The sequence below is a fragment of the Thalassotalea euphylliae genome, from assembly GCF_003390375.1.
Lineage (GTDB): Bacteria > Pseudomonadota > Gammaproteobacteria > Enterobacterales > Alteromonadaceae > Thalassotalea_F > Thalassotalea_F euphylliae_A.
In genome coordinates this window covers 37887-64302 of sequence record NZ_QUOT01000002.1, presented here as the reverse complement: position 1 = coordinate 64302, position 26416 = coordinate 37887, and the positions used below count along the sequence as shown (strand labels likewise).

Below are 26416 nucleotides of genomic sequence, written 5' to 3'. Positions count from 1 at the left end.
CGAAGTAACAAACGTCTATGACCAGTAAGCTGTTTTCTTTGATGCACACTGCACTATTTAGTCTATTCACTCGCAGCTTGCATTAGTAGTTCGCGAATATACGTATGCAGTTTGTCTTGGCTTGAACGTTGATGCCATACGGCAATGACATCAAACCCCGGGACTTGTTTGTCTAAGCTAATAATTTTCAACGTTGGATCGGGTAGCAAGCGAGCAGGTATAAATCCACATAAATCACTATGCGCGATACATGCCTTAGCCGCGGTAAAGGTTGGTACGGAAAGTACGACATTTCTCGGGTGACCTTGATCGGCAAACCATTTATTGGCTGCGCCACTAAATTCTCCTCTTGATGGTGACACTACCAGTTGAGGGATCTTTGCGACATCGCTAATGCTCGACTGAACAGCTATATCTTGGTTATCTTTCGAGGCAACACATAAATATTGCTCTTGATAAAGCGTTGTGCTCGGGTAGTTATTCGGTGCAAACATCGGGTTAGTTATTACCAAATCCACCTTGCCGGTAAGCAAACTAGAGTCGATATCATCTAGGCTTAATGTTTTTACTGCCAGCTTCACCTTGGGCGCATGTTTGCGCAATAGGGTAAGAAATTTTGGCAGTATCACGGTTTGCTCAAGATCAGTAGAGCAGATTGTAAATGTTGTACTAATGGTTTTTGGGTCGAACTCTTCTGCGATCAAAAGATCTTCAATGCTCGCCAGTGCTCTAGTCACTTTTGTTTGCAGTGATTGCGCGAATGGCGTTGGCACAACACCATTACTGGTGCGTATAAATAAGCGATCATCAAAATTGTGGCGAAGCTTCTTTAGTTGTTCGCTTACAGCTTGCTGACTGATGCCAAGTTGATCTGCTACTTTTGACAGGTTGCGCTTTTCCAGCAGGGCTTTGAGCACCTGCAATTGTCGAATATCAATTTTAGATAAAAGATTCACTTGTATCACTAACAGTTAATAGTTGTTTTTAATTGTATCTTGGCGAATCTAAAATTCCATACAAAATTCGCTACAGGAAATAAAATGCAGCATTCCTCATTATTTAGCTCTGTTAATTTAGGGCCATACTCATTACGCAACCGTATTGTACTGCCTCCATTAACCCGTTCTCGTAGCTCACAACCGGGTGATATTCCCAACCAGCTTATGGCGAAATATTACACTCAACGTGCTGGCGCCGGCTTTATGGTTACCGAAGGAACTCAGATTGAACCTCGTGGTCAAGGCTATGCTTGGACACCTGGTATTTATAGTGAAGCCCAAGTTGCTGGCTGGCGCTTAGTGACAGATGCCGTGCACCAAGCTGGCGGTACAATATTCGCGCAGCTTTGGCACGTTGGCCGTGTTTCGCATACATCGCTTCAGCCAAATGGTGATGCGCCTGTCGCACCGTCTGCAATTCGCGCAGATGCAGTAAGCGTTTTCATTGAAACTGCCCCAGGTCAAGGCGCATTAGCTGAGCCAAGCCAGCCAAGGGCATTATCGACCAGCGAAGTAGAAGAACTTGTTGGCCTGTACAAACAAGCAGCGATAAACGCGAAAGCGGCGGGTTTTGACGGTGTTGAGTTACATTGTGCCAATGGGTATATCGTCAACCAATTTATTTCTGAGCATACCAATCAGCGCACCGATAAATACGGTGGTAGTTTGGAGAATCGTTTGCGCTTTTTGAAAGAAATCACCCAAGCGGTTGCTGATGTTATGGGGCCAGACAAAGTTGGTGTTCGCTTTGCGCCACTGTTTGAAAGTACCACTGAAGATAGGGTGTACCTGGGGTTAGTCGAAAGTGACCCTCAACAGACTTATATCGAAGCGGTGAAAACAGTTAACAGCATTGGTATTGCTTATGTATCACTCGCCGAGGCTGACTGGGATGGGGCTTCAGGTTTACCAGACGCTTTTTACCAAGGTGTTCGAGATAACTTTGATGGCTTGGTGATGTATGCTGGCAAATACACCGCAAAACGAGCGGAGCAAATGTTAGCGAAAAATCTGGGTGATATTTTTGGCTTTGGTCGAGGTTTTATTGCTAACCCCGATTTACCGACACGCATCGCCAATAATTGGCCATTAAACCCTGTTGACCCAACAACGATGTACGGTGGTACCGATATCGGTTATACCGATTACCCTGTTTTTAATGAGAATGCGAGTAGCAACAAAGAGCTTGATGCACAAGCCGTTTAAGTTAGTCCGTTTTAACTTAAGAAGTACAAAAAAGGCGAACAATTAAGTTCGCCTTTTTACGTTTAAGTTTTTGATATTAAATTTTTTTCAACTCAGCTTTCAGAGCATTGGCTAAGCTGGCTTTTTATCGCCAAGCTTGCGCGCTGCACGCTTTTGCTTAGGGCCAATAATAAACTTGTTAATGCTTTGGTGGGCAACGGTCATCACCATGACCAAAACCACAACACCAACAAAGATAGAGCTAAAGCGATAGAGAATTGAGAAGGTGGCATCTTGCTGGCCTGGAATAAATGCGGTTGTCAACGGAACTGAAAATGCTGATGTCGCCGAAAAGCCTATCGCCGATGGGATCATGCCTTTGTTAAATAGCAGGCTAATCACGCCCATCAAAATAGTGAAACCAAGCCAGAATAGCAGTGGGTTATTTATCCATTTGCCTAACATTACATGCAGGACAAGCCCCATAATACAACCTAGTGCCGTGCCAATAACACGCACTTTACCAACGCCAATACCACCTTGCAGACTCAGTGGTGACAGCATAATAACCACTGATACAAGTACTGGTAGTGAATCAATAAGATCCATAGTTTGGAAAACAAAGAATAAGCTCATGGCAACAACCCAGCCCATTGCAACTTGTGCAATTTTTTCCGCTTCCGTTTTGGCGGCAAAAGGGTCTTCTTCCGGCGCAGGTTCAGTGCCCTTGGGATCAGAAAACAGCCAGTGCGCGAGTAAATAGTTGAGGACACTAATGAGTGCGATAATCCACATGTTGATATTAAAATCGGTAATATCAAAGTAGTCATAGCTGGCGTAATTAAACACCATAGAGCCAATAAAGATCCCCATAAAACCAAATAAGTAAGTAATTTGGTGCATCATGGCAATGCATTTTATCAGCATAAAGATGGCAACGGCGCCGGTGAGTAATAACGGATGCGCTTGGAATAGCTCGAGAATAATGGTTGCTTCGGCTGAGCCAAAAATGATGGAAAACACCAGCATGACAATGAATGGCAGGCCAAAACCTTTTTCTAAGTTAAGCACGAAGGCTGGAATGAGTACGGCCAAGAAGCCGTAGTTCCAGTCGAAAATCATGCTCAGTGCCAACCCAAGTGAGCTGACAAACCAAATACGCATTGCTTTCATGCCAATAGCTCCGTCAATACGCCTTAGTAAATGTAGTGATACCAGCTCACTAATTTAATTTGTGCTTTTGCCATCATTGACCAGAAATCGCTATTACTTGGGTAGATGGTCACCGTTGCACGTGAGCCCACGAATAAGCCTGAAGGTAATTCATCTTCACTGTCAAAGTTAACGCGAATACGCTGCGCGTCTCGTACCCAGCGATTGTTCACTTCAACTTTTGCTAGTTTACCATCAGGCGCTTGCTGTACGGCTGAAATACCAAAATCTCGGCTTGCTAAGCTAAAGCGATAAATTTTGCCCGGAAAAGCGTCAAAGGTAACAAAAGCACCGTTGCCCTGTGTGGTATTGGCCAACGACTTTTCACGAAAGTCTGCCGTTACCCACATAGTTTCAGTTGGAACAAAGGTTAAGATTGGTTGGTTGGCTCTTGCGATAGTACCTTTTTGTACCTGCAAGTTAGTGACGATACCATCGTTTGGCGCAAGAATTTGCGTGTACTGCAAGTCAAGCTCTGCCTGTTCAATGCTATTGCGTGCGATTTTAACTGGAGTACTTTGACCGCGTGCTTCACCTAATTGGCTTTCAACGACGTTGAGGCTCTCTTGCTCAGCTCTTAGGTTTGCTGAAGCAACTTGCAACGCGGCAAGCGCGTTGTCTAGTTGCGCTTTTGAAATTAAGGCTTGGCCAAATAGTTTTTCAATACGGGTATGTTCAAGCTCAGCATTATTGTAGGTCGCTTTAGCACGTGCGATTCGCGCTTGTGCTGCTTCACGTTGCGAGTAAAGGGTGTTCTCTTGATCAATGGCCGACTGCAAGGATAGCTTGGCTTTATCCAACGCAATTTCAAACTTACGGCGATCAATCGAGATAATAACGTCGCCTTTTTTGACCTGCTGGTTGTTGTGAACATGCACGTCAACGACGTTACCTGTGATTTCAGGTGATAGCTGAACTACATAGCTTTGTACACGACCTTCACTTGTTAGTGGCGCATGGCGATCTGCAACAACAATATATGCAAATAGTAAAATAAATAGGACAATTAATGACCCCATCCAGCGCTTAAACGTTTTTTCAGCAGACAAAACTGTTACCTCAGTTACCAAAATCACGCGAATTATATATATATTCTCAGTTGTGCAGTAGAATGATAGACAACACACATAAGTGCTAAAAATAGGACAATGAAAGCTAATCTAGACGATATTTACTTATTTTCTCAAACAGTTCTGCATGAAGGCATAAGCGCGGCGGCACATGCCAACGGTTTGCAGCGCTCGAAGGTTAGTCGTCGATTGCGAATGTTGGAAGAAGCGCTTGGTACTGAGTTACTAATTCGTACAACTCGTAACATTGAATTAACAACTCAAGGTAAGGAGTTGTTTGCCTTAACCAAGCAGCCACTTGAGCAAATACTCGAAGGTGTGAATGCGCTGGCAGGAGACTTAGACGAGCTATCAGGGAAATTGCGTATTGCGATACCCTCGGCGCTAATGAGTACTAACTTATTCAACAATATATTAACGGAATACATTGAAACGTATCCAGACATTAATATTGAAGTTGAAAACTACCAAGAGGGCGTTGATTTAAAGCGCCAGTCGTTCGATATTCAAGTGCTACCTAGTGTGGTTAAAGTGGCTGACACTAGTTATGTTCAATTCAGTATATTGCCATACCGTTGCCACCTTGTTGCATCGCCAGATTATTTGGCTCGCCACAACAAAATATCATCACCGCTTGATTTAAAAGAGCATCGAATTTTAACCAATCGATACAATGCCGACTTGTTAGCTCCACATCTTAATATTGCACTAAAATCCGATGATCTTTATGTGCTTTTGAACATGGCAACATCGGGCACAGGCATAGCATTTTTACCGAAAGTCAATACTAGAATATCGATAGAGCAGGGCGCTTTGGTGGAGGTGTTAACAGGGATGAATTACCCAGAGCAGCATTTAACGCTGATTTATCCTTCTTCGTCATACTTGCCACGAAAAGTGAAAGCGCTAATTGATATTTTCCGTGAGAAATACAGCTAAGCAGTGCCGATGCTAAGTTTAGCGACTCAGCCCTTCAGTCAAGCATCGCTTAGCGCGATACTGGTTTTCATTAGCGTAAATTTAGCCAGCAGACGCCGTTTGCTTGGTCACCAGCGACTCTTTGATCCAATTGAGCTGCTTGATTAACGTGTTGGCGGTGAAAGGTTTAAACATTACGCCGTTAACACCAGCTTTAATAAATAGCTCAACCTCACTGCGCTTATCTTCACAAGTCACTAAAAGTACAGGTATGTGCGCTAGCGACTCGTTACCTCGTATACGCTGAAGTAATCCGAAACCGTCTAATTTGGGCATATGATAATCGGTTATGATGACATCATATTGTCGAGCTTTGAGTAAATCTAACGCTTGTATGCCGTTAACCGCTTCTTCGACTTGTTCATAACCGATACTTTTAAGCATACGAATCATTACATGACGCATTGAGTCCATATCATCAACGACTAATATTCGCATTATTCTATTCCCTTTTATTTTTGGTCAATACACAACGACTTATTCAACTATAGCACCAAATATTGCATTGCAAGGGTTTAGTTACCGCTCACTATACAGTGTAACTTTTGACGGCTTGAATACGCTTTTTCATACCTAAAATAAGTACATATAGTTGCTGCTCGAATCATAAAATTACAACCGTTATAATGGTTAAGTTTTTTCTGATACAAAGAGCTATATTAATGAATCCAATTATCCAAGTTTTACAAACGAATAACATTGCTGAAGATCAAATCAAAGGAATTTTTGCGGAATTAACAACCAACCCTCTAATGGCGATGAATACTATTGCTGGCCTTGGGATCCCACAAGAACAATTACAACCAGTAATGATGCAAGTGATGACCAATCCTGGCTTAATTAAAGAAGCCGTTGAAGAATTGGGATTAGATGTTGAGGCGATGGAAAAAGCAAAACAAGCCTTTAAACAAGGTCAATAAGCGAATAAAAAACTATCCTTTCTATTTTTATCAGTTCTAAACAAGACAGTTCAGTCAGCTTTAGCTGCTAAAAAAAGCTAAGACGATAACATAAACTCGTTGTCGCCTTAGCTATTCTGAGTATTCTTCATACGCTGCGGTTACTGCAATCAAGTGAGCCAACCAAACTAATTAATCAAGCCAGCCAGCTAAACAATCAAGCTAACTAAGCAAACCAAAAGCCAATCACTCAAATGAGGCAGCCAAGAGCTTTTTCGCTTGCTGACGATCTAAACAACTAGCCAACGGTTTTTCAGTAAAGGCTTGCTGAGTGACAGACACTTGCGCCGATTCGAACAATTGATTATTCAACTGAACCAGCACGCGACAAGTCACTGTGCTATTTAATTTGGCCTCAGTAAAGCTAAGCTTAACTTTATTGGCACGATTAATCAGTTGTTTGTAGGGGTAGCCTTGATGACTATAAACCTTCTCCAATTTACTATTGTGACTTGCAGCTAGAAGGCTAGTAGCGATAGATAACAGTATTAGTAGTGTAAAATATTTCATATTTAGCCCCAAATATTGTTGCTTATGTGAATGAATTTAAGTGAGTTAGCACTTCTCTCTTTTATTCACTGAAAAGCGTCAACTTTGTGAATTTAATGCTAGCGCTAACTAATTTGCGACGGTCAAAGTTTGGCCTGTCGAGTCTGGTAAAACAAACGATAATAAGTTAACTTGAGTTAAGTAATTCTTAAGTGCTGGCTGTTGAGTGCTGTAACTGGCAGAAAGAGTTTTTGAACGAATAGTCGCACGACAAGTCGGCTGAAAAGCCAGATTAAAAGTTGGATGAAAAGCTAGCTCAAAAGCTTGATGACGAGCAGGTTAGGAAAAAACAAAAGAGGATAAGCATGCATATTCCGCTTAAGGCACTTCGTTTTTTTATGTTGGCTGCACAGCAAGGCAGCTTTAAAGCAGCGGCAGAGTCTTTATTCGTGACGCAAGCGGCGGTAAGTCAGCAAATTAGGATTTTGGAGGGTAGTATTGGTTGTCAGTTATTTGATCGCCACGGAGGTAAAACCGTATTAACCACGCAAGGTGAGTTATTACTTCCTTATATTGTGCAGGGGTTCAATCAATTCGAGCAGGGCCTTGCAAGCCTTAGCCAATCGAGCAACCCAAATGAACTGAGATTGACAACCTTTCATTCACTGACTTCGCTTATCTTAATCCCTAATATTGATCAATTTAATGCTGCTCACCCGGATATTCATATTCAGTTTTCACCCAATAATAAATTGGATGATCTTGCGAGTCAGAATTTAGATATTGCGATCAGGCGAGGTAAAGGTAACTACGTTGGCTTAGAAAGTAGAAAGCTCGTTGATGATGATATTGTGCTTGTTGCAAGCAGCACGCTAATTGGTGAGGAACCACCAAAGGTCGAGCAGTTATTATCGATTCCACTGCTAGAAGACACCAGTGATGAATATCAAAAGGCAATCGTACAGTTTTTGGCTAAGTGCAAAATAAACCGTGAGCAACTTAACATAAGCTTACGAACAAGTGATTCCTTGCCTTTAGTACAATACGCGCTAGCGGGCAAAGGAATGGCTTTTGTAAGCCGCGCTTTAGTCAGCAACTTTTTAGCCGATGGCACATTAATTGAATTGCTAGATTATCGTTTTGAAACGGAGCACGCTTTGTATTTAGTCGCTCCTAGTCATCATTTTTCTTTTGCTAAAGTGCAACACTTTGAACGGTGGATTACTAAGCTTGTTGCTCAATAACATCAACATTTAGAAAGTAAACATGAGTATAGATCTAGCACGGCTAGCGAAATATAACATCAACCTCGCCAATTTAGGCGTAAATCTAAGGTTCAAAATTAACAAGGCAGTTCGATGTGTTTTGATTTAAAGATTTAAAAGGCATTAATAAACAAGGTCTTATAAAATTTACATCAAGAATTAATAAATTAACTTTCACTGTAATATAGTTGTCATAAAAATATGCTAGGTGGTTTTATGGTCTGTTTGATAATATAACTCCATAGATGGTTAACGGAGGTCGATTATGATCAAACATATTCTTGCAGTAGTTGCCACAGTCGCAGTGAGTCAGTCAGCAATTGCTGGTAACGACAAAATTTGGAATTGTGTTGATAATGAAACGTTAGCAGCAGACCAAGCTTGTGTTGCTGCAACAATTGCTCAAAACAGTGATAACGCTGAATTTTTTAATCAGCTAGCTAATCAAACATTCGAAACTAAACGTGATGCATTGGCAACGGTCACACATTTTCCGAAACGACAACTTATTGAAGTAAAGTCACTAGAAGACAAAGCGAGTGACGTCATCTTGGTAAGTCGCCGCTAGTATGTCGTCAGCACAGTGATGAATTCTACATAACGCCATATAAACGCTGAAAACACATAAAGCACCTGTCATTGATTTGGCTGGTGCTTTTCTTTTTCATGCGCTTGTTTACTTCCCTCAGGTGAATATAACAAACAAAAATAACGATAAAATAATCATTTATGTGCTTTGTGCCGAGTAGGTGCGTTAGGTAAGTATGCCGATAAAGCCATTAGCACACGTAAATCACCGTGAAATGGCTAGGAAATTGAAAAGCAATTACGTTATAATCGCGCCCCTGATTATTCACCTAGTTTACGCTTCATGAAGTTTCCCGGTCGCCGACAGCACAAGCATTATTTTCCTGTCGACAATAAAAACCCATTAACCAACCAAGTTAATCGTGCCTCGCAATTAGTCAGAAATTACATTGTCGGTATTGATCAAACCCTAGTCGATATTGAAGCAAAAGTAGATCAAGCGTTTTTAGATGAATTTGGTCTGCAGCGCGGTATGTCACAAGTGATATCTGATGATGTAACCGAGCGCTTATATAATCGCTTAAAAGATGAAGCCTTAGTGAATTATGAATTTGCTGGCGGTACAATTGCCAACACTATCCATAATTACTCTGTACTAGCAGATGATCGCTCTGTGTTATTGGGCGTGATGTCAAACAATATTAAAGTAGGTGATTACGCTTACCGCTTTTTAAGTAACACATCTTCTCGTGTTGATTTGAATCATTTGCAACCAGTTGATGGGCCAATCGGTCGTTGTTTCACACTCATTGATGACTCAGGCGAGCGTACATTTGGTATTAATGCCGGTCTAATTAACCATTTGCGTCCAGAATCAATTAATGAAGAGTTGATCGCTAATGCATCAGCTTTAGTGATTAGTTCATATTTAATGCGCACCCAGCCTGGCGATACAATGACCGAGGCGGCAATTAAAGCGGTAGAGTGCGCTAATGCAGCTAATGTTCCTGTGGTACTAACACTAGGCACTAAACACCTGATCGAGAAAGAGCCAGAATTCTGGCGAGAATTTGTGCAAAAGCACGTTAATGTGCTTACCATGAATGAAGAAGAAGCGCTCGCGATTACGGGGTATAGCGATCCACTGCAAGCGGCTGATTGTTGTTTAGATTGGGTTGATTTAGTTATCTGTACTGCTGGCCCTGAAGGTTTATACATGGCAGGCTATGTAGATGATAAATTCAAACGCGAAACTGAATACCCGCTAATGCCGGGTCATGTGCCAGATTTCAATCGCTATGAATATTCTCGACCAATGCGCTTAAGCGATTGCGAACAACCAATTCGCATTTACACGCATACTGCGCCTTACATGGGTGGTCCAGACTCGATTAAGAATACCAATGGCGCTGGCGATGCCGCCTTAGCGGCAATTTTGCATGATCTAAGTGCGAATGTTTATCACAAACGCAATGTTGAAAATTCAAGCAAGCATATTCAATCAGCGTTAACATATTCGTCATTATCGCAAATGAGTAAATATGCTAACCGCGCAAGTTACGAAGTACTTGTTCAGCACTCGCCACGTTTATCTCGTGGATTACCAGAGCGAGAAGATAGCCTAGAGCAAGCTTACTGGGCTAAATAAAACGTATTTTGCCACTCTAGGTTCACGCATAAATTACCGAATAGAAAACGGCAGCTAAAAAGCTGCCGTTTTTTTGTGTGCTGCGAGCGTTATTTCGTAGCGAGCAAAACGTTAGTGAAACACCTCATGGCTAAAGGTTAAGTGCATACAGCGACTTACCAATTTTTCAAAGTCACCGTGTGATATTTGAAGTAGGTGTTCGTGGTCGCCTGCCTCTAAGTAAACAAAGTCGAGCAGATCAAGCTCGTTATCACACACACTGGTCATATTAAATGCTTCAGCAACTGGCGGTATTGCGCCGTGTTCACAATCACTGAATAGTTGATAAACCTCCTGTTCTTTTAACAGTCGATAACTGCCCATTAGCTGATCATTAATCGCCGAAATACTAATTTTGCGATTGGCTGGTAACACTGCCATCACAATACGATCTTCATGATTTTTTAATAGCACGGCCTTGGCTAAATTTTGCAGCGGTATTTGTGCGCTCATAGCGCTGCCAAGCGAACTATTTGAATGGCTATGTTTGATGGTTTGGTAGTCAATTCTCTGATCTGCCATATAATCCATTAATTTTGTAGAAATAGTCATAATCACCTCCACAAGTGAACGCGGTAACCTTATTTCAAGTTATGGTCGTTTGCCACAAATGTATATCGTCAAGCTCTATCACTATGTTTTAACTTGAAAGCTAACGTGATGTTTTATGCAACATCACGTAATTGTTGTGAAGGTAAGCTTATCGATAAGCAGCAACAATACGCGATACCATACTGGCATAACTTGCTGGCATAATTTGGTTACCTAAACCGATTATAATTATAGTCCTAAATTGCTGAGTTGGGGGTATTGCGAAGGCGCAGTTATTAATCTCTTTTGAAAATGGTTTATTCATTTAGAACTAGCCTAGATAAAGGGTAGAGCACAAAAATAAGGTGCTCTATACTCGCTATGCAGTCACTGAAAATAATGGCGCTTATTTTATGAAGTTGGCTTGATGAAGTGAGCTTGATGCAAATAACGTAAAGCACAGTAAAGCAAATAAAAGGAATCGAGATGTCAGAACCCAACAGCTTAGTTATTCATTTACTGAATGGTGATGCGTTACAGCAGCGCTTTCCTGCCACTATTAATGGCGAGCAATTGGTGATGCGAGAGTGTTTGATTGATGGGCCTTCAACAGCTAAGGTTGGCGAAAAGCTCTATCAGCAACGAGCCGAATATTTGAAGCAATATGCGGTAGATAATACCTTTCCTGATTATTTTAGCTATGTGGTACCAATGTTTACAAAACTAGCAAGTGTGACTTCTGGCGATAAAATTTATTGCTGGTTTGAACATGATCTTTTTTGCCAATGCAACTTATGGTTTTGTCTGAATTTTCTCGCCACAACATCGGCTAAAGACATTTATTTGGTGACGCCTAATCAAGGGAATGAATACAGTTTTGCCAACATGTCTGATAATGAACTAACGGATGCCTTGGATAAGGCTGTTAAGTTGACGGTTGATGAAGTTCAATGTTTTGCTCAATTATGGCTTGCCTATGCGGTAAAAAATTATGCAGAAATGACTCAATTTGCCAATGCACTTGGCGAGCGTTTTTCATTCGTGCAAGCTGCCGTTAACGCTGAACTAGCACGAACACCTGATAGTCAAGGATTGGGCAAGCCAGAACGCGTTTTACGAGAGATTATCAGTGAACTGTCGGCGTCGAGCGATCATCAAACTGCAGAATTTGGCGCAGTTTTTAGAAAATTTTCTCAGCAAATGGGCATCTATGGCTTCGGCGACCTGCAAGTAAAAGCGATGTACGAAAAACTTATCGCGTAAAAGTTAGCACGTAAAAGTCAGCTGGAGCCAACTTTGTAGGTGAATTTGTAGATGAAACGGCGTGTTAATTAATGCTTGCTACAGAATGTACCCACATACGTTTAGGCACTTTATTTTTCTCCATTGCTGCTTGGTAGTAACCTTTGGCAATACTATGGGCAATGGCTTTGTTAAGTATATTTAATACTTGCGTTTTGTTCGGGTGACGTTTTGACACGGCAATATGCAAGCTTCGGGTTTCACTCTCGCTAGGATTAAACTTGATATTCGATTTAAAATCTTTGAGCTCAGTCTTTAGCAAGTACTCGCCATAGCCATACGACATCGCAAAGCGATCTACTTTACCCTGGTTTAGCAATTCTAGGCCGCGTTGGGCGGTTGGCACATAAAAGAGTTTTTCAGGTGGAATATAAGATAACACTCGGTCTTCGCCGCCTAAACGAATACCCGCATAGATTTGGGCGGGTGGCACAAAGTTTTGCCGTTCAAAAAAACCGTAAATTTCATAACCAATTGTATCGGTAAATTCTGCCCACTTATCGCGCTTTGGCAGTCGAGCAGCAATAAATAAACCGTCTAATTTGCCTGATTGAACATAAGCTTTTGCTCGCGCCCAAGGAGCGGCACTTGCTTTTAGCTCGTGTCCCATATCTTTCAAGCCCATCTTCAATGCGTCCCAATTGGCTTTGTAGATATCATAACGGTTTTCAAGCATGTTTTGATGGTCGTGGCCGACGGCAAGTGTGATGGTTTGTGCCTTGGTTTGTGTATTAGTTTGTGCCTTGGTTTCGGCGTTCTTTTGTGCGTAGCTGCGATGTGAAAATATGAGCGTAATCAATACGCATAAAACACTCGCCAATATGGTTAAGCGAGTGTTCTTAAATTTTAGGGTAAAGCCATTTTGCTGCATAGGCTGAATTATAATTTATCAACTACAATAATACTCGTTAAAAAACGTTATCAGGAGCGAATATGTCTGTTTCTGCAATTCCAGATGGTTATCACGCCATTACGCCTTACCTAGTGGCAAAGAATGCCAAAGCAGCAATAGCTTTCTACCAACAAGCCTTTAGCGCTGAGCATGTGTTGGAGCTTAATACCCCAGACGGTGGTATTGCTCATGCTGAACTTAAAATAGGCGATTCTCACTTTATGTTAGCAGATGAACACCCTGAAATGGGGTTTATTAGCCCTGAAACGTTGGGTGGAGCAGGGGTCAGTCTAATGATTTATCACCAAGATGTGGACGGATTATTTGCCCAAGCTCTGGCGGCTGGCGCTAAAGAACTGCGCCCAGTTGTCGATCAGTTTTATGGTGATAGAGCGGGCACCCTGCAAGACCCCTATGGTCACGTTTGGACAATTGCTACACATATTGAAGATGTTGACGAACAAGAGCTTAACGAGCGGATGAAAGCGCTTTTTGAATAATCGCTTTTGTGCTCATTGAAAAGTAAATATTGTTAATCCTGATTCTTCCGATTTTCTGCCATTGGAAACTCGCATCTTAGCTCGGCTTAGGTATATAATGCCGAGCTATTATCTTGTTATTTTCTTTTAGTTTAGAGGCCCTTTGGATGTCGGATACTGAACACCGTCCAACTAACTTTATTCGTCAAATTATTGATGCTGATTTAAGTGCTGGTAAGCACGATCATGTGCAAACTCGTTTTCCGCCTGAGCCAAATGGCTACTTGCATATTGGTCATGCCAAGTCTATTTGTTTGAACTTTGGTATTGCTCAGGACTATCAAGGCCTTTGTAACCTGCGTTTTGATGATACTAACCCAGAAAAAGAAGACATCGACTACGTTAATTCTATCCAAGAAGATGTGAAGTGGTTAGGATTTGAATGGGCTGGCGATATTCGTTACTCGTCAGACTATTTTGATCGCTTACATGGCTATGCAGTTGAACTAATTGAAAAAGGCTTAGCTTATGTGTGTTTCTTAAATGGTGAAGAAATGCGCGAATATCGCGGTACGTTAAAAGCGCCGGGTAAAAATAGCCCTTACCGCGACACTTCAATTGAAGAGAATTTAGCCTTATTCGATAAAATGAAAAACGGTGAATTCAAAGAAGGTGAATGTTCACTGCGTGCAAAAATCGACATGAGCTCAAGCTTTATGTGTATGCGCGATCCTGTGATTTACCGTGTTAAATTTGCTCATCACCACCAAACGGGTGATAAGTGGTGCATTTACCCAATGTACGACTTTACTCATTGTTTATCGGATGCTATCGAAGGTATTACGCACTCACTTTGTACACTTGAATTCCAAGATAACCGACGTCTATACGACTGGGTTATTGATAATGTTTCGATTGAAACACAGCCTCGTCAATATGAATTCTCGCGCTTAAACCTTGAATACACGGTAATGAGTAAGCGTAAACTCAATACGCTGGTCGAAGAAAACTTGGTGTCTGGTTGGGACGACCCACGTATGCCAACGATTGCAGGTTTCCGTCGTCGTGGTTATACGCCAGCGTCAATTCGCGAGTTTGCCAAGCGCATCGGTGTGACCAAAATGGATAACACTGTTGAAATGGGTGTGCTAGAAGCTTGTATTCGTGAAGACTTAAACGACAACGCACCTCGTGCGATGGCGGTACTTGACCCAATTAAATTGGTGATTGAGAACTACGAAGAAGGCAAGGTTGAAGAGCTGACGGTGAAAAACCACCCAAGCGATGAAAGCCAAGGCGATCGCATTGTACCGTTTTCAAAAGAAATCCTTATTGAAGCGGAAGATTTCCGTGAAGAAGCGAATAAAAAGTACAAGCGTTTAGTACTAGGCAAAGCTGTGCGTTTACGCGGTGCTTACGTGGTAACCGCAACTCGTTGTGATAAGGATGATGAAGGCAACATTACCACGGTTTACTGTACTTACGATCCAAATACCCTAGGTAAAAACCCTGAAGATGGCACTAAGCCAAAAGGTGTTATTCACTGGGTGAGCGCTGCACAAGCACTTGATGCTGAAGTTCGTTTATACGATCGATTGTTTACTGTGCCAAACCCTGGTGCCGCTGATGATTTTCATACGGTATTAAATGCCGAGTCGTTGGTGACAATCAACACAGCTAAAGTTGAACCTTCACTCGCACAGGCGCAGCCAGAAAAAGCGTTTCAATTTGAACGTCAAGGCTATTTCTGCCTAGACAACAAGGAAGCTAAGGAAGGTAAATTGGTGTTTAACCGCACTGTTGGCCTAAGAGATACTTGGGCTAAAATTGGCGACTAATAACACACCAATTGTGGGTAGCTAGTACACATCAATAATGTGCTGAATCAGCTTAAAGAAAAGAGGAACATAGTTCCTCTTTTTTTATGCCAGTTAATTGATAATTAACGACCTTTATAGTTGATATGCCGATTAAGTATTGTTAGCTTAAAGAAAAATCTAGCCCGTTGATTGCCACATGGATGTTTTACCAGCCACCAAGCTAAAGCTTCGTTTTTTTGAAGCGCAAGATGAATTACTTTTAGTTGACTACTTAAACGACCCTCAAGTTCTTCATTACCTGTCATCACGCATTCCTAATCCTTACACTGCCAAAGATGCAAAATGGTGGATTACTACAGGCAGCCGCAACGGTTTAATTCGAGCGATTACCGTTGATGGCGAGCTTGCAGGTTGTATTGGCGCTGAGCCAGGTCAACACGAGTATCAATATAGCGGTGAAGTAGGCTATTGGTTAGCCGAAAAATTTTGGGGCGAAGGCTATGCAACTAATGCGCTGTGTTTATTAATTAAAGAGCTTCAGCAGGCAACTCAGCTCGTGAGATTGCAGGCTAGCGTCTTTGAAGGGAATCAAGGCTCTGCCAAAGTACTCGAAAAGTGCGGTTTTACACAACAAGGCTACTTTCCTAAAGCTGTCTATAAAAACCAGCGTTTCTACCATGAGGTTGTTTATGGTAGGACTATTTCTTAGCCGATACTAATTCTTGACCGATAAAAATTCTTTCAATCTCTTAATTAAAACCTCTAAATTAGTAGCTTGTCATTGATTTTAAAGCCGCTATCATTTCACTAACCTTAGAAAGGTAAATCATGAACTTTCCACAATTAACTACTGAGCGACTACTGCTAACGCAATTAACTCAAGATGACGCTACCGCCATATTAGAACTATTCTCAAACTCACAAGTTATTGAATATTATGATTTGTCTGAATTCACTGAAATTTCACAAGCGACCGATCTTATTCATTTTTTCCAAAAACGTTTTACTGACGCTACCGGTATTCGCTGGGGGATCAGGTTAAAACAGTCAAACCAACTTATTGGTACTTGCGGTTTTAATTCATGGAGTCCCGCGATGAAAAACGGGGTAATAGGTTACGACTTACACCCTAAGTTTTGGCGACAAGGGTTAGCTTTCGAAGCGGTGCAAGCGATTGTCAAAGCGGCATTTGCTGGCGACCTTGCGTGTGGCGCAATTCATCGCATTCAAGCAGATACGGTACCGGGTAATTCTGCGTCTGAAACATTACTTGAAAAGCTAGGCTTTAAACTCGAAGGTATACGCAGAGAAAGTGGCTACTGGAAAGGGCAGTTTCACGATTTGAAATGCTTTGGCTTATTGGCAACAGAATACTCTATGAATTAGGTAAAAGTCTTACTATATTGATCTTCATCTGAAAATGCGTTACTTTTTCATTGGCTAGGGAAAGCGTTATTATTATCAATTAGTTAGCTTCCCAGCGTAATATATTTTTAAAGGAAGAAAAATGAGCAAATACAATGAATATAAAGTCATCCATGTCGTTGAGGGTGGCTGTGGAACACTCTTCTTAGGCGCCAGTGGCTTGCCTCTTAAAAAACTTGAATCTACCTTAAACAAAGAAGCTGCTGATGGCTGGCAGGTGGTTTTTCAAGTTATCGAAAATAAACGTTTTTGGTTATTCTGGTCACGTGAAGCTGTGATCGTAACACTTGGTCGGTAGTGCGTGATACAACGCGCTATTCTGGCTGCTATTCGGCGTTACCAATCTAAAGGTGGCGCCAAGCAACACTTTAATCTTGAATGTAATTTTAAACCTAGTTGCTCCGAATATACCCATCAAGCAATATCAAAACATGGCACATATACTGGAATCAAACTGGGACTAATGAGAATTAGGCGATGTAATGATCCTGATTGCGTTAATAAAATTCACGACCCAGTGCCCGAGAAGGTGATAAACATGAGCATGGAACAATTAAAATTAGAAGAAGACGAGCTGCGCAAAGAAATTGCAGCCTTGCCAACAGAACTAAAGAAATTATACTTCCGTACAGAAGAGCAGCGGATTAAAGACCCCGATACTTATGCCGTACTAAATTATTTCTTCCTTGCTGGTTTGCATCATTTTTACTTGGGTAAAAACCTGTTTGGTGCACTGAACTTACTGGCAATGTTACTTGGTATTATATTTTTTGAATTCGGCGGTTGGGTGCTATTTATATTAGTGATTGTTATTGAATTACCGCAGTTATTTAGAAGCCAATCGATTGTGCAAAAATATAATAACGGGGTAATGCGAAACACCCTTAGTGAACTAACCAGCGAACAACCATGAAGCTAAGTGAAAAGCAGCAACAATGGCTATTTATTGCTATTGCAGTTTTACTGGGTTTGTCAGTCGTCGGTTATCGTGCCTATACCGCGTTATTGCCCGCCGCCTCCACTTACATTGCCGAAAAAATACCTGAGTCGGTTTATCAAACCATTGGTGAATCGTCGTTGGAGAGTTTTGACGAATCAGAGTTCTTACCAAGTAAGCTAGCGGCAGAGCAACAAGAAAGGGTGCGTACAAGCTATCAGGGATTACTGAAAAATTTGTCGCTGTCGATAGAAGATTATCCACTGCATTTTCGCTATTGGAGCGATCAAATGAATGCCTTTGCGCTCATGGATGGCTCTATTATTGTTACTGATTCACTCGTTGCTAAATTAGGAAATGAGCAACAGTTAATGGCTGTTTTATTACATGAAGTCGGGCATGTACAGCATAATCACCTGATGGAAAACACGATTCGGGTATCGCTGTTTTACATAACCATGTCACTCATGTTTGGTGACGTTGGTGTTGTTAGTGATTTGCTAATCGAGGGTTCGACTTTAGGCCTTAATTTATCTTATTCCAGAGATTTTGAGAAAGAAGCGGATGCATACGCAGCTCAGAAGCTTGAAGAGCTCTATGGCAGTAATGAAGCGATGATTGAAGCGCTGAAAATTCTTTATGAGCAAAACGACCTAGAAACTTTTCATTGGGCGAGCACGCATCCAACCTTTGCAGAGCGTAAGACCAGTATTGAGAATTTGGCTAATGATTGAGTAATTTTTTCAATAGGCTTAATACCAATTTCAATAAAAACTTAGCTATTCGGATTAGTAACAAAAAGGCAACCATGGTGGTTGCCTTTTTAATGTTATCTATATGTATGAAAACTAGTGTTGTGATTTACGATATGCTTCACAAGCAGTTTCGTCTTCACACTCACCGTATAAATATAAGCTATGGTTAGTCAGCTTAATTTTGTTTTCTTTAGCGATATCTAGTTGGCGCTGTTCGATAGTATCGTCTTCAAACTCAATCACTTTGCCACACTTTAAGCACACTAAGTGGTCATGGTGTTTCTTATGTGATAATTCGAATACTGATTTACCACCTTCGAAATGATGGCGAGTAACAATACCAGCGTCATCGAATTGGTTAAGTACGCGGTAAACTGTAGCTAAGCCAATTTCTTCTTGTTGTTCCAGCAAAATTTTGTACACGTCTTCGGCACTAATATGCTGATTGTTTGGATCTTGCAGTATGGTTAAGATTTTTACACGAGGTAAGGTAATCTTTAGCCCTGCACGTTTTAGCTCTTCGTTTTGTTCTGACATACATATTTTCTATCAAATATAATTCTCAAAAATTATAGAAGTTTCTTAGTCGAGATAAAAGCCCTAGTTAACTACTCAGGTAATTTTCTTTGCTTTTTTCAACAATTAGCTGAGATAATCTACTGGTACGATGAGTTTTTAATCACAATCTTCGGAAGTAGTAAATGAATTTAATGTATTCTCGCCCTTGGCTATTTAAATTACTGATCAATATCTGGCCGCCACTGTTTTTTGCTCGAATTAAGCTCGAGTATATGAGTGATGACTTTCGCGAAGCGCGTGTCTCAATGAAATTATCTGCTTGGAATCGCAATGGTGTCGGTACTTTATTTGGCGGCGCGCTGTTTTCGATGACAGACCCATTTTACATGTTGATGTTAATGGCAAGAATGCGTCAGCAGTATTTGATTTGGGATAAATGTGCAGATATAGATTTTATCAAGCCAGGAAAAGGGCGAGTATATGCTGAATTTATCATTACTGATCAATTGCTTGAAGATATCGAAAAACACACAGCTAATGGTGATAAGTATTTACCTGAGGTGGTCACTTATATTAAAGATGAAGCAGGTGACGTTATCGCTAAGGTTAATCGCACTTTGTATATTCGTCGAAAAAAACGTTTTCGCAATGACTAGCGTTATTTCGAGAAGTAACGCTTGCTAACACAATAAAGCTTTTGATCGCGCATTAACATTTTCGCTAGCGCACTAGTATTCTCGCTAGCGGATTAGAAAGGGGGACAATAAGTCCCCCTTTTTAGTGTTTTAAACCACACCAACTGCACAATAAAACAGCTTATAGCTCGTTTGTGTGTGCGCTAGCGCCTTGAGTATGTTGATTAGACGCTAATTTAGCTTGAAGCGTTTCACTTGTTCTTCTAATTCGTAAGCAAGTTCAAGCAAGTGCACACTGACCGATTTACCGCGGATCACATCTTCACTTGATTGCTCGGCAATATCTTTAATGTTGACGATGTGCTGGTTAATTTCTTCAGCCGCTAAGTTTTGCTGTTTCGCAGCATTGTCGATCTGGCAGTTCATGTCATCAAGCGCATGAATATGCTCGGTAATTTGGACAAGTAGTTGCGACACATTATCAACATCTTCCGCTTTCAATTGCGCTTGCTCACTAGTTTTCGTCATTGAATCTACAGCTTGCGCGGCATTTGATTGTAAGCTCGTAATGGTCTCTTGAATTTGACCAATTGCGTCTTGCGTGCGCATTGCCAATGAACGGACTTCCTCGGCAACTACGGCAAAACCTCTACCTTGCTCACCGGCTCGCGCCGCTTCAATCGCAGCGTTAAGTGCCAGTAGGTTGGTTTGCTCAGCAATACCTGTGATCATGTCTAAAACTACATTAACCTCTTTGGTTTGTGCGTTTAGCTGCTCAATCATTTGCGCATTATCAGCAATTTCATTTTTGAGTTGGTTAATACCGGCGTTAGCTTGTTGCGCTAGGTTGTGACCTTGCTCTGAAATGTCTTTGGTTTCAACAGATTTGTGCGCGGTTTGGGTCGCGTTATTTTCAATTTCTGAAGCAGAAACGTCTAACTCATTAATCGCGGTGGCAACCGACTCTGTTGCACGTTTTTGTGACAATACAGCCGATTTACTGATATCTGAAATATCATCAACTTCTTTAGCTGAAGAAATCATTTTTTCTGTCGCGCTAGAAACGGTTTCAAAGCTGCTTCTAAAGTTGATTACGAGGTGGTTAAGTGCACTACTTACGGCACCTAATTCATCGTCATGATGCACTTTAATGGTGTTACTTAAGTCTAAGTTGTCAGCCACGTTATTGATGTTGTTACGCAGGCGTCGTAAACGGAAAATCACTAGTTTGTATACAACCCAGCCCAGCGCGCCAAAGCCGACAACGGAAATAAGTACTTGAATAAATGAAGCGCGATAAAGTGAACTTTTAATTTTCTTATCGAGTTTGGTTAAGTCATAGCTAATTTTAACCGCACCTAAAATTTCACCTTCTTGTGCTTGGTGACAGCCTAAACAATTGGTACCGCGATAGTTTTCGCTGGCGCTGATTGGCATGACGTATTCCATGACATGTCGGCCGTCTTTTTGCGAAATCTGTGTGATTTGCTCGCCGGCCAACCCTTGGCGATCAATGTCAGATTCTACCTGTTGGTCGGCAAAGCCTGCACCATAAACTTGGGCAACTTTGGGCGCACGAATAATCCGCGCTTCAATTATGCCGTCTTGCTCTTTCAACTTGTTTTGCACTATTTGCCTGTTGGCGGTGGTGCCGGTCAGCATCATAGTGTTCACTGAGTCGAAATAGTTTTGTGCGGTACTTGCCAAGTTCTGTTCAATTAACTCTTCTGCCAGGGCTTTTTCATCGTGATAGAAAAAGGCGATTGTCGTGGCCAGCAAAGTCACACTGGTTAAGATGATCGCGGCATAAATCTTTTGGGCGATAGTAAGTTGCATAAATACCTATTTATTTTCCACAATTTTTAGTTTGTTTGAGTTTGAGGCTGGACTCATTTGTGAGAACAAACTCTCTGCATCAGCGGGTTTGTAGTAATAAAAACCTTGATGCGTATTACAATGGTTATTCGATAAAAAGCCTTGCTGGGCTTTATTTTCAACACCTTCAGCCACAATATTAATGGAAAGGCTTTCAGCCATATTAATAATGGTTTTAACTAGCTGACAATCCTTAGGGTTTTCTGGTGTCTTTTGAATAAAGCTAGCATCTATTTTCAATGTGTCTATTGAAAGTTTGGTTAAATAGCTGAGTGAAGAGTAGCCAGTACCAAAATCATCAAGCGCAATGGTAATACCGTGTGCTTTGATTTCTTGTAACTTCTTCTTTGCTTCTTCGATGTTTTCAATGAAACAAGACTCAGTCACTTCAATTTCCAAGTACTTGGCTGGCAATTCTGACGCTTCTAGCGCCGCAATAATTGAGCTGAGCAAATTATTGTTAAAGTGAATCGCGGAAATGTTAATCGCGATGCGGCCAACATCGTGCCCGCTATCTAGCCAAGCTTTGCGTTGCTTACAAGACTCGGTTAATACCCAGCGCTCAATATCAACGATAACGCCTAGTTCTTCCGCGAGTGGAATAAACACTGAAGGGGGGATATTGCCAAGTTCCTTTTGCTGCCAACGCAATAACGTTTCAATGCCGACAATTTTTTCGGAATCGCTATTAATTTGTGGTTGGTAACTTAGGTGAAATTCATTGTCTTTTAGCGCATTTCGCAACTTGTTTTGCAGGGTGAGCTTGTTGTTTAAGTTTTCGTGCATTTGGCGTTGATAAAACGTATAGCCATTACGCCCGTGCTGTTTGGTTTGGTACATCGCGATATCGGCTTGTTTAAGCAGTTCATCAGCGGTTGTGCCATTGAAAGGGTAAATTGAGGCACCGATAGAACAAGTCGCGTAGGTTTCCTTGCCGTCAAGGTAGAAGGGCTCATTGAATTGGCGGTAGATACGGTTAATTACCCCTTCAATATCTTCCATGCAGTTCATTTCAGTGAGCAAAATAACAAACTCATCACCACCAAAGCGCGATACCGTGTCCCCTTCTTTTACCGAGCTCGCAATACGCTTAGATACAGAAACGAGCAGTTCGTCACCCACTTTGTGACCTAAACTGTCGTTAATTTGTTTAAAGCGATCTAAGTCAATAAACAATAGGGCTGCTAACTGCTTGTTTCGGTGCGCGGTTGAAATCGCGACATCAAGTCGGTCAGCAAATAGTCGTCGATTCGGTAGCTCGGTCAGCTCATCGTAAAAGGCGAGTGCCTTGATACGGGCTTCGTGTTTTTTGCGTTCAGTAATATCTGAGAAGATGCCGGTGTAATGAGTTTCTCCGGTCATTTCATCGTCAATTTTAACAATGGTGAGCCATTCAGGGTAAATTTCACCATTTTTGCGTTTATTCCAAATTTCACCTTGCCACTTACCATCATCAACAATACGACCCCATATTTTGTCGTAGAACTCACTGTCATGGCGGCCAGAGTTTAATATGCTGGCATTCTTACCAATAACTTCTCTTGGTTTATAACCTGTTACTGAGGTGAATGCCGGGTTGATTGATAAAATGGTGCCATTTTTATCGCTGATCATTATCGCATCAAGTGATGATTCAATGACCTTTTGCGCTAAGAATAGATGACGTTGCGAGGCGCTTAAGGCGTGATCACGCTCATTGATAATTTCTTTAAGCTGCTGAAAATAAGAGTGCTCAATGTCTGACAAAATATTTTGCTGCGACAATACACCTAGAATTTTGCCATGCTTATCAAGTACGCCTAAATGGCGAATACGATAGCGCTGCAGCGTCAGGTAGCCCTCAAGCAGTGATTGATCTATACCTATTGAAATAAGTGGTGATGCGGCTATTTCCCAAAGCGGCTTTTTGTTGTCACCCTTAGCTAACACTTTAAGTAAGTCACGCTCGGTAATAATGCCGTATTCACCTGTTTGGCTGTGCTGAATAATCACTGACGAATGCTTTTTATTCGCCATAATTTGTACCACATCGTTTAACGAGTCGTGCTCAGTCAGCAGCTTGATACGCGGGTTGTAGCTTTGCTCGACTTTTCTCAGTTCAAGGTAGTGCTCAATACGCTGGCGTTTAATGACATCCGATTGGCTGATAATGCCAATCATCTTGTTGTTGCTATCAGTCACCATAATATGTCTTATTTTATGGCGATGAAATTCAAGTATGATTTCTTGCAAAGGCGTATCAGTTTGTACCGATATCACTGGCGAGCTCATAAAGCGTGATATCGATTGTTCAAACATGGCAGGGCGCGTGAAATCGAGTTTGGTGCAATCAGCTTCTGTCCAAATACCGACAATATCATTTTGCTCACTTTTAACTAAAATAGAGCTGGTTTTGTGCTGACGAATAAGTGATGCGGCTTGATTAAGCGTTGCCGATGGCGGGCAGGTTAATACATCTCTTTGAACGATATCTTCTGCTGTAACCATTTTTTGCTGATTCACGCTTGTACTCCTTTGTCACGCGTAAAGGTAAGCGCAATCTTATAGCAAAGGGTTCAAACTTCCTTGTTGATCTAGGTCAAGAGAATTTGGGTAACAGTAAAGAAATTAGAGGGTTAACTTATAGTTTCATTTTGTTAACTTGAGGTTTACACATTTGTGTATAAGTAACTTCAGCTCGGGATAACTAATGCACTTCTAGTAGCTATTTTTACTGCTATCTTTGTTGAATTCACTTGCAATAGGCTTGCTATTGACGCGTAAATCCGCCTTGATATCAGTAAAAATATCTCACTAGAAGAAACCTTTAGCTGTAAGTTTTTGAATATAATAGCATTTCACTATTTCTTCTCCCGAGCTAAGGTTAAGTAGCTTTGAACTTTTTTTGTTGAAGGGGATGAGTACTTTAAAAAAGACATAAAAAAACCGGCGCTGGCCGGTTTTTCGAAAACGTGATAACACGCTATTAGTCAGCAAGTTCTGCTAAGCACATTTCGTCGTAGATTTGGTTAACCCATTTATCAACACGCTCTTCAGTTAGCTCTGGTTGGCGGTCTTCATCAATACATAAACCGATAAAGTTATTGTCATCAACAAGCGCTTTAGATGCTTCAAATTCATAACCTTCAGTAGGCCATTGACCCACTAAAATAGCACCTTTAGATTCAGCAATTTCTTTTAATGGTAACATCGCGTCACAGAAGTACTCTGCGTAATCTTCCTGGTCACCTAAACCGAAAATTGCCACTAGCTTGTCGTTGAAATCAACTTCTTCTAAGTCAGGTAGGAAATCGTCCCAGTCACATTGGTTTTCACCGTAATACCATGTAGGAATTCCTAGAATAAGCAAATCAAACTCAGCGATTTCTTCTTTGGTACTTTTGGCGATGTCTTTGACTTCAACCATTTTCTTACCCAGTTTTTTCTGGATCATTTTACTAACGGCTTCAGTGTTACCTGTATCGCTGCCGAAAAATAAACCTACAATTGCCATTTACTTATAACCTTTTAATTAACTTTCGTTTAACTTTGCTTGGCTAGCGAGTCAACGAGCATGCTTTCAATCAGCTCGCTACGACTGATCCCTTGATCTTTCGCTAGCACATCTAACTGGTCGAATAAACTTTGATGAATTTTAAATTCAACCCGTTTTAAACCTTTATTTTTGTCTCGTTTGACCTGATTTCGCTTGTTGATTTTTATTTGTACGCTGCGCGGGTGAGGGTTAGTTTTTGGCCGCCCCGGACGCTTCTCATCACTAAATAAATCAATAGTGGTTAAATCTGCTGCTTCTTTTGCCATGGTTAGCCAACGCCCTGACTTTCCCAGACAAATTGAATAATGCCTTTGGCAATAAAACCAGCACAACCTAAAAACAATACGAAATAGACAACGAATTGTCCCATTTTGGGGACATCATTTTTTTTCATGACATCGTTTATCGATAAGCCTATGAAAATAAATATAAAAGCAAAAAATAAATTGAGACCAATCGTCTCTATTAATTCGAAATGCTCTGCTAACATCTTACTACCCCAAAAAATCTGGCGGCACTATATCACAACCCAATAGGCCAATCACTTATCTGTTTAAAAAATCTTTAACAATCTTGTTAAACGCGACCGTTTTTTCGGCGTGAAGCCAGTGGCCAGCACCTGCAATAATTTTGGCTCGGCTGTTGGGGAACATGGGTTTAACCACATCACTGTGCTGCGCGGTAATATAATTAGAGGCACCACCTTTAATAAACAAGGTATCTCCACTAAAAGATTGATTTGGATCAAGCGCTTGCATAATTTGCGGGTAACAGTTGGCGATGTTTTGTAAATGGCACTTAAAGTGCAATTGGCCATCGGTCGTGGTTAGATTACGCAGTAAGAACTGACGTACACTTGGCGTTTCAACGTAGTGGCTAAGTAATTCGTCGGCTTGCTTACGCGATGTTATTTGTTGATTCGCGATCTGAACCTCTACTTGCTGCAAGCCGTTGATGATTTCTTGGTGGTGCGCAGGGTACGAAATTGGCGCAATGTCGGCGACAATCAAGCTTCTAACATAATGACTAAACGACAAGGCGATTTGCATCGCAATTTTACCGCCCATAGAGTGCCCAAGAAAATCTGCTTGTTTAATATTCAGGTGATCGAGTACCGAAATAACGTCTTGGGAAAGAGTTGTGTAATTCATGTCGTTGCGATGAAATGAGCTACCGTGATTACACACATCAATGCTGATGACCTGATAATCTTCAGCCATAGGCTTAGCAACCATTCCCAAGTTGTCGAGACTACCGAACAGTCCATGGATTAATACTAACGGTTGGCCTTCGCCGCGGATCTGAAAATTTAACAATGACATAGGCTTTCTTTTGATTGT

The 26416-nt window shown here is 41.4% G+C and carries 29 protein-coding genes and 1 pseudogene; 16 read left to right on the top strand and 14 right to left on the bottom strand.

The window, feature by feature from the left end:
* Nucleotides 1–62: 62 nt before the first annotated feature.
* Nucleotides 63–956, bottom strand: coding sequence for a LysR family transcriptional regulator (locus tag DXX94_RS18845; protein WP_116018811.1), 894 nt, complete (start codon nucleotides 954–956; stop codon nucleotides 63–65).
* An 84-nt stretch (nucleotides 957–1040) separates the two neighbouring features.
* Between DXX94_RS18845 and DXX94_RS18840 the strand changes: the two genes are divergently transcribed.
* Nucleotides 1041–2204: an alkene reductase gene (locus tag DXX94_RS18840; protein ID WP_116018746.1), complete on the top strand. Its 1164-nt coding sequence runs from the start codon at nucleotides 1041–1043 to the stop codon at nucleotides 2202–2204.
* A 111-nt stretch (nucleotides 2205–2315) separates the two neighbouring features.
* Here the strand turns inward: DXX94_RS18840 and DXX94_RS18835 are convergent, their stop codons facing one another.
* Nucleotides 2316–3356, bottom strand: coding sequence for a DUF2955 domain-containing protein (locus tag DXX94_RS18835; RefSeq protein ID WP_116018744.1), 1041 nt, complete (start codon nucleotides 3354–3356; stop codon nucleotides 2316–2318).
* A gap of 23 nt (nucleotides 3357–3379) precedes the next feature.
* On the bottom strand, nucleotides 3380–4444 hold the full coding sequence (locus tag DXX94_RS18830) for an HlyD family secretion protein (RefSeq protein WP_116018742.1): 1065 nt from the start codon (nucleotides 4442–4444) through the stop codon (nucleotides 3380–3382).
* A 99-nt stretch (nucleotides 4445–4543) separates the two neighbouring features.
* Here DXX94_RS18830 and DXX94_RS18825 point away from each other — a divergent pair, with 99 nt between their 5' ends.
* Nucleotides 4544–5404, top strand: a complete 861-nt coding sequence (locus DXX94_RS18825) for a LysR family transcriptional regulator (protein WP_116018740.1) — start codon at nucleotides 4544–4546, stop codon at nucleotides 5402–5404.
* Nucleotides 5405–5485: 81 nt separating this feature from the next.
* Here the strand turns inward: DXX94_RS18825 and DXX94_RS18820 are convergent, their stop codons facing one another.
* Nucleotides 5486–5881: a response regulator gene (locus DXX94_RS18820; protein ID WP_116000604.1), complete on the bottom strand. Its 396-nt coding sequence runs from the start codon at nucleotides 5879–5881 to the stop codon at nucleotides 5486–5488.
* Nucleotides 5882–6105: 224 nt separating this feature from the next.
* Between DXX94_RS18820 and DXX94_RS18815 the strand changes: the two genes are divergently transcribed.
* The gene (locus DXX94_RS18815; RefSeq protein WP_116018738.1) at nucleotides 6106–6363 is read left to right on the top strand and encodes a DUF2999 family protein; all 258 of its coding nucleotides are present in this window, start codon (nucleotides 6106–6108) and stop codon (nucleotides 6361–6363) included.
* Nucleotides 6364–6588: 225 nt separating this feature from the next.
* On the opposite strand, the gene DXX94_RS18810 is transcribed toward DXX94_RS18815, so the two are convergent.
* A complete protein-coding gene (locus tag DXX94_RS18810; RefSeq protein ID WP_116018736.1) occupies nucleotides 6589–6912 on the bottom strand; it encodes a hypothetical protein in 324 nt (107 codons plus the stop codon).
* Between the two features lie 344 nt (nucleotides 6913–7256).
* On the opposite strand from DXX94_RS18810, the gene DXX94_RS18805 reads away from it, so the two are divergent.
* The 3 genes from DXX94_RS18805 (at nucleotide 7257) to DXX94_RS18795 (ending at nucleotide 10332) form a co-directional block, all read left to right on the top strand.
* The gene (locus tag DXX94_RS18805; protein ID WP_116018734.1) at nucleotides 7257–8135 is read left to right on the top strand and encodes a LysR substrate-binding domain-containing protein; all 879 of its coding nucleotides are present in this window, start codon (nucleotides 7257–7259) and stop codon (nucleotides 8133–8135) included.
* A 286-nt stretch (nucleotides 8136–8421) separates the two neighbouring features.
* Entirely contained in the window at nucleotides 8422–8724 is a 303-nt protein-coding gene (locus tag DXX94_RS18800) for a hypothetical protein (RefSeq protein WP_116018732.1), read from the top strand.
* Between the two features lie 303 nt (nucleotides 8725–9027).
* Entirely contained in the window at nucleotides 9028–10332 is a 1305-nt protein-coding gene (locus DXX94_RS18795; RefSeq protein ID WP_116018730.1) for an inosine/guanosine kinase, read from the top strand.
* A 111-nt stretch (nucleotides 10333–10443) separates the two neighbouring features.
* On the opposite strand, the gene DXX94_RS18790 is transcribed toward DXX94_RS18795, so the two are convergent.
* Complete coding sequence (locus tag DXX94_RS18790; RefSeq protein ID WP_116018728.1) at nucleotides 10444–10923, bottom strand: aminoacyl-tRNA deacylase; 480 nt, start codon at nucleotides 10921–10923, stop codon at nucleotides 10444–10446.
* Nucleotides 10924–11388: 465 nt separating this feature from the next.
* Here DXX94_RS18790 and DXX94_RS18785 point away from each other — a divergent pair, with 465 nt between their 5' ends.
* On the top strand, nucleotides 11389–12165 hold the full coding sequence (locus tag DXX94_RS18785; protein WP_116018726.1) for a hypothetical protein: 777 nt from the start codon (nucleotides 11389–11391) through the stop codon (nucleotides 12163–12165).
* A gap of 64 nt (nucleotides 12166–12229) precedes the next feature.
* Here DXX94_RS18785 and DXX94_RS18780 read toward each other — a convergent pair whose 3' ends face one another.
* Nucleotides 12230–13075: a substrate-binding periplasmic protein gene (locus DXX94_RS18780; protein ID WP_116018724.1), complete on the bottom strand. Its 846-nt coding sequence runs from the start codon at nucleotides 13073–13075 to the stop codon at nucleotides 12230–12232.
* A gap of 62 nt (nucleotides 13076–13137) precedes the next feature.
* On the opposite strand from DXX94_RS18780, the gene DXX94_RS18775 reads away from it, so the two are divergent.
* The 8 genes and pseudogenes from DXX94_RS18775 to DXX94_RS18740 all read left to right on the top strand — a co-directional run bounded on the left by DXX94_RS18775 (nucleotide 13138) and on the right by DXX94_RS18740 (nucleotide 18491).
* On the top strand, nucleotides 13138–13596 hold the full coding sequence (locus DXX94_RS18775; RefSeq protein WP_116018722.1) for a VOC family protein: 459 nt from the start codon (nucleotides 13138–13140) through the stop codon (nucleotides 13594–13596).
* Between the two features lie 146 nt (nucleotides 13597–13742).
* Nucleotides 13743–15413: a glutamine--tRNA ligase gene (gene glnS, locus DXX94_RS18770; RefSeq protein ID WP_116018720.1), complete on the top strand. Its 1671-nt coding sequence runs from the start codon at nucleotides 13743–13745 to the stop codon at nucleotides 15411–15413.
* A gap of 178 nt (nucleotides 15414–15591) precedes the next feature.
* Nucleotides 15592–16104, top strand: coding sequence for a GNAT family N-acetyltransferase (locus DXX94_RS18765; protein WP_116018718.1), 513 nt, complete (start codon nucleotides 15592–15594; stop codon nucleotides 16102–16104).
* 119 nt (nucleotides 16105–16223) lie between these two features.
* Nucleotides 16224–16781, top strand: coding sequence for a GNAT family N-acetyltransferase (locus tag DXX94_RS18760; protein WP_116018716.1), 558 nt, complete (start codon nucleotides 16224–16226; stop codon nucleotides 16779–16781).
* 121 nt (nucleotides 16782–16902) lie between these two features.
* Complete coding sequence (locus tag DXX94_RS18755; RefSeq protein ID WP_116000591.1) at nucleotides 16903–17118, top strand: DUF4177 domain-containing protein; 216 nt, start codon at nucleotides 16903–16905, stop codon at nucleotides 17116–17118.
* A gap of 3 nt (nucleotides 17119–17121) precedes the next feature.
* A pseudogene (gene yidD, locus DXX94_RS18750) lies at nucleotides 17122–17307 on the top strand (membrane protein insertion efficiency factor YidD); the annotation flags it as partial.
* Nucleotides 17308–17358: 51 nt separating this feature from the next.
* Nucleotides 17359–17733 carry a TM2 domain-containing protein gene (locus DXX94_RS18745; protein WP_245961548.1) on the top strand — a complete coding sequence of 125 codons (375 nt, stop codon included), beginning with the start codon at nucleotides 17359–17361 and terminating at the stop codon, nucleotides 17731–17733.
* Nucleotides 17730–18491 carry a M48 family metallopeptidase gene (locus DXX94_RS18740; protein ID WP_116018714.1) on the top strand — a complete coding sequence of 254 codons (762 nt, stop codon included), beginning with the start codon at nucleotides 17730–17732 and terminating at the stop codon, nucleotides 18489–18491. The genes DXX94_RS18745 and DXX94_RS18740 overlap by 4 nt, the downstream gene beginning before the upstream one ends.
* A gap of 114 nt (nucleotides 18492–18605) precedes the next feature.
* Here the strand turns inward: DXX94_RS18740 and fur are convergent, their stop codons facing one another.
* On the bottom strand, nucleotides 18606–19049 hold the full coding sequence (gene fur / locus DXX94_RS18735) for a ferric iron uptake transcriptional regulator (protein WP_116000589.1): 444 nt from the start codon (nucleotides 19047–19049) through the stop codon (nucleotides 18606–18608).
* 164 nt (nucleotides 19050–19213) lie between these two features.
* Between fur and DXX94_RS18730 the strand changes: the two genes are divergently transcribed.
* Nucleotides 19214–19687, top strand: coding sequence for a DUF4442 domain-containing protein (locus DXX94_RS18730; protein WP_116018712.1), 474 nt, complete (start codon nucleotides 19214–19216; stop codon nucleotides 19685–19687).
* A gap of 210 nt (nucleotides 19688–19897) precedes the next feature.
* Here the strand turns inward: DXX94_RS18730 and DXX94_RS18725 are convergent, their stop codons facing one another.
* The 6 genes from DXX94_RS18725 to DXX94_RS18700 all read right to left on the bottom strand — a co-directional run bounded on the left by DXX94_RS18725 (nucleotide 19898) and on the right by DXX94_RS18700 (nucleotide 26398).
* On the bottom strand, nucleotides 19898–21502 hold the full coding sequence (locus DXX94_RS18725; RefSeq protein WP_116018710.1) for a methyl-accepting chemotaxis protein: 1605 nt from the start codon (nucleotides 21500–21502) through the stop codon (nucleotides 19898–19900).
* A 6-nt stretch (nucleotides 21503–21508) separates the two neighbouring features.
* Nucleotides 21509–24043 carry an EAL domain-containing protein gene (locus DXX94_RS18720; protein WP_116018708.1) on the bottom strand — a complete coding sequence of 845 codons (2535 nt, stop codon included), beginning with the start codon at nucleotides 24041–24043 and terminating at the stop codon, nucleotides 21509–21511.
* A gap of 463 nt (nucleotides 24044–24506) precedes the next feature.
* A complete protein-coding gene (gene fldA / locus DXX94_RS18715; RefSeq protein WP_116000585.1) occupies nucleotides 24507–25034 on the bottom strand; it encodes a flavodoxin FldA in 528 nt (175 codons plus the stop codon).
* 29 nt (nucleotides 25035–25063) lie between these two features.
* On the bottom strand, nucleotides 25064–25342 hold the full coding sequence (gene ybfE, locus DXX94_RS18710) for a LexA regulated protein (RefSeq protein ID WP_116018706.1): 279 nt from the start codon (nucleotides 25340–25342) through the stop codon (nucleotides 25064–25066).
* Nucleotides 25343–25344: 2 nt separating this feature from the next.
* Entirely contained in the window at nucleotides 25345–25566 is a 222-nt protein-coding gene (locus DXX94_RS18705) for a DUF2788 domain-containing protein (protein WP_116000583.1), read from the bottom strand.
* A gap of 55 nt (nucleotides 25567–25621) precedes the next feature.
* Nucleotides 25622–26398, bottom strand: a complete 777-nt coding sequence (locus tag DXX94_RS18700; protein ID WP_116018704.1) for an alpha/beta fold hydrolase — start codon at nucleotides 26396–26398, stop codon at nucleotides 25622–25624.
* Nucleotides 26399–26416 lie beyond the last annotated feature (18 nt).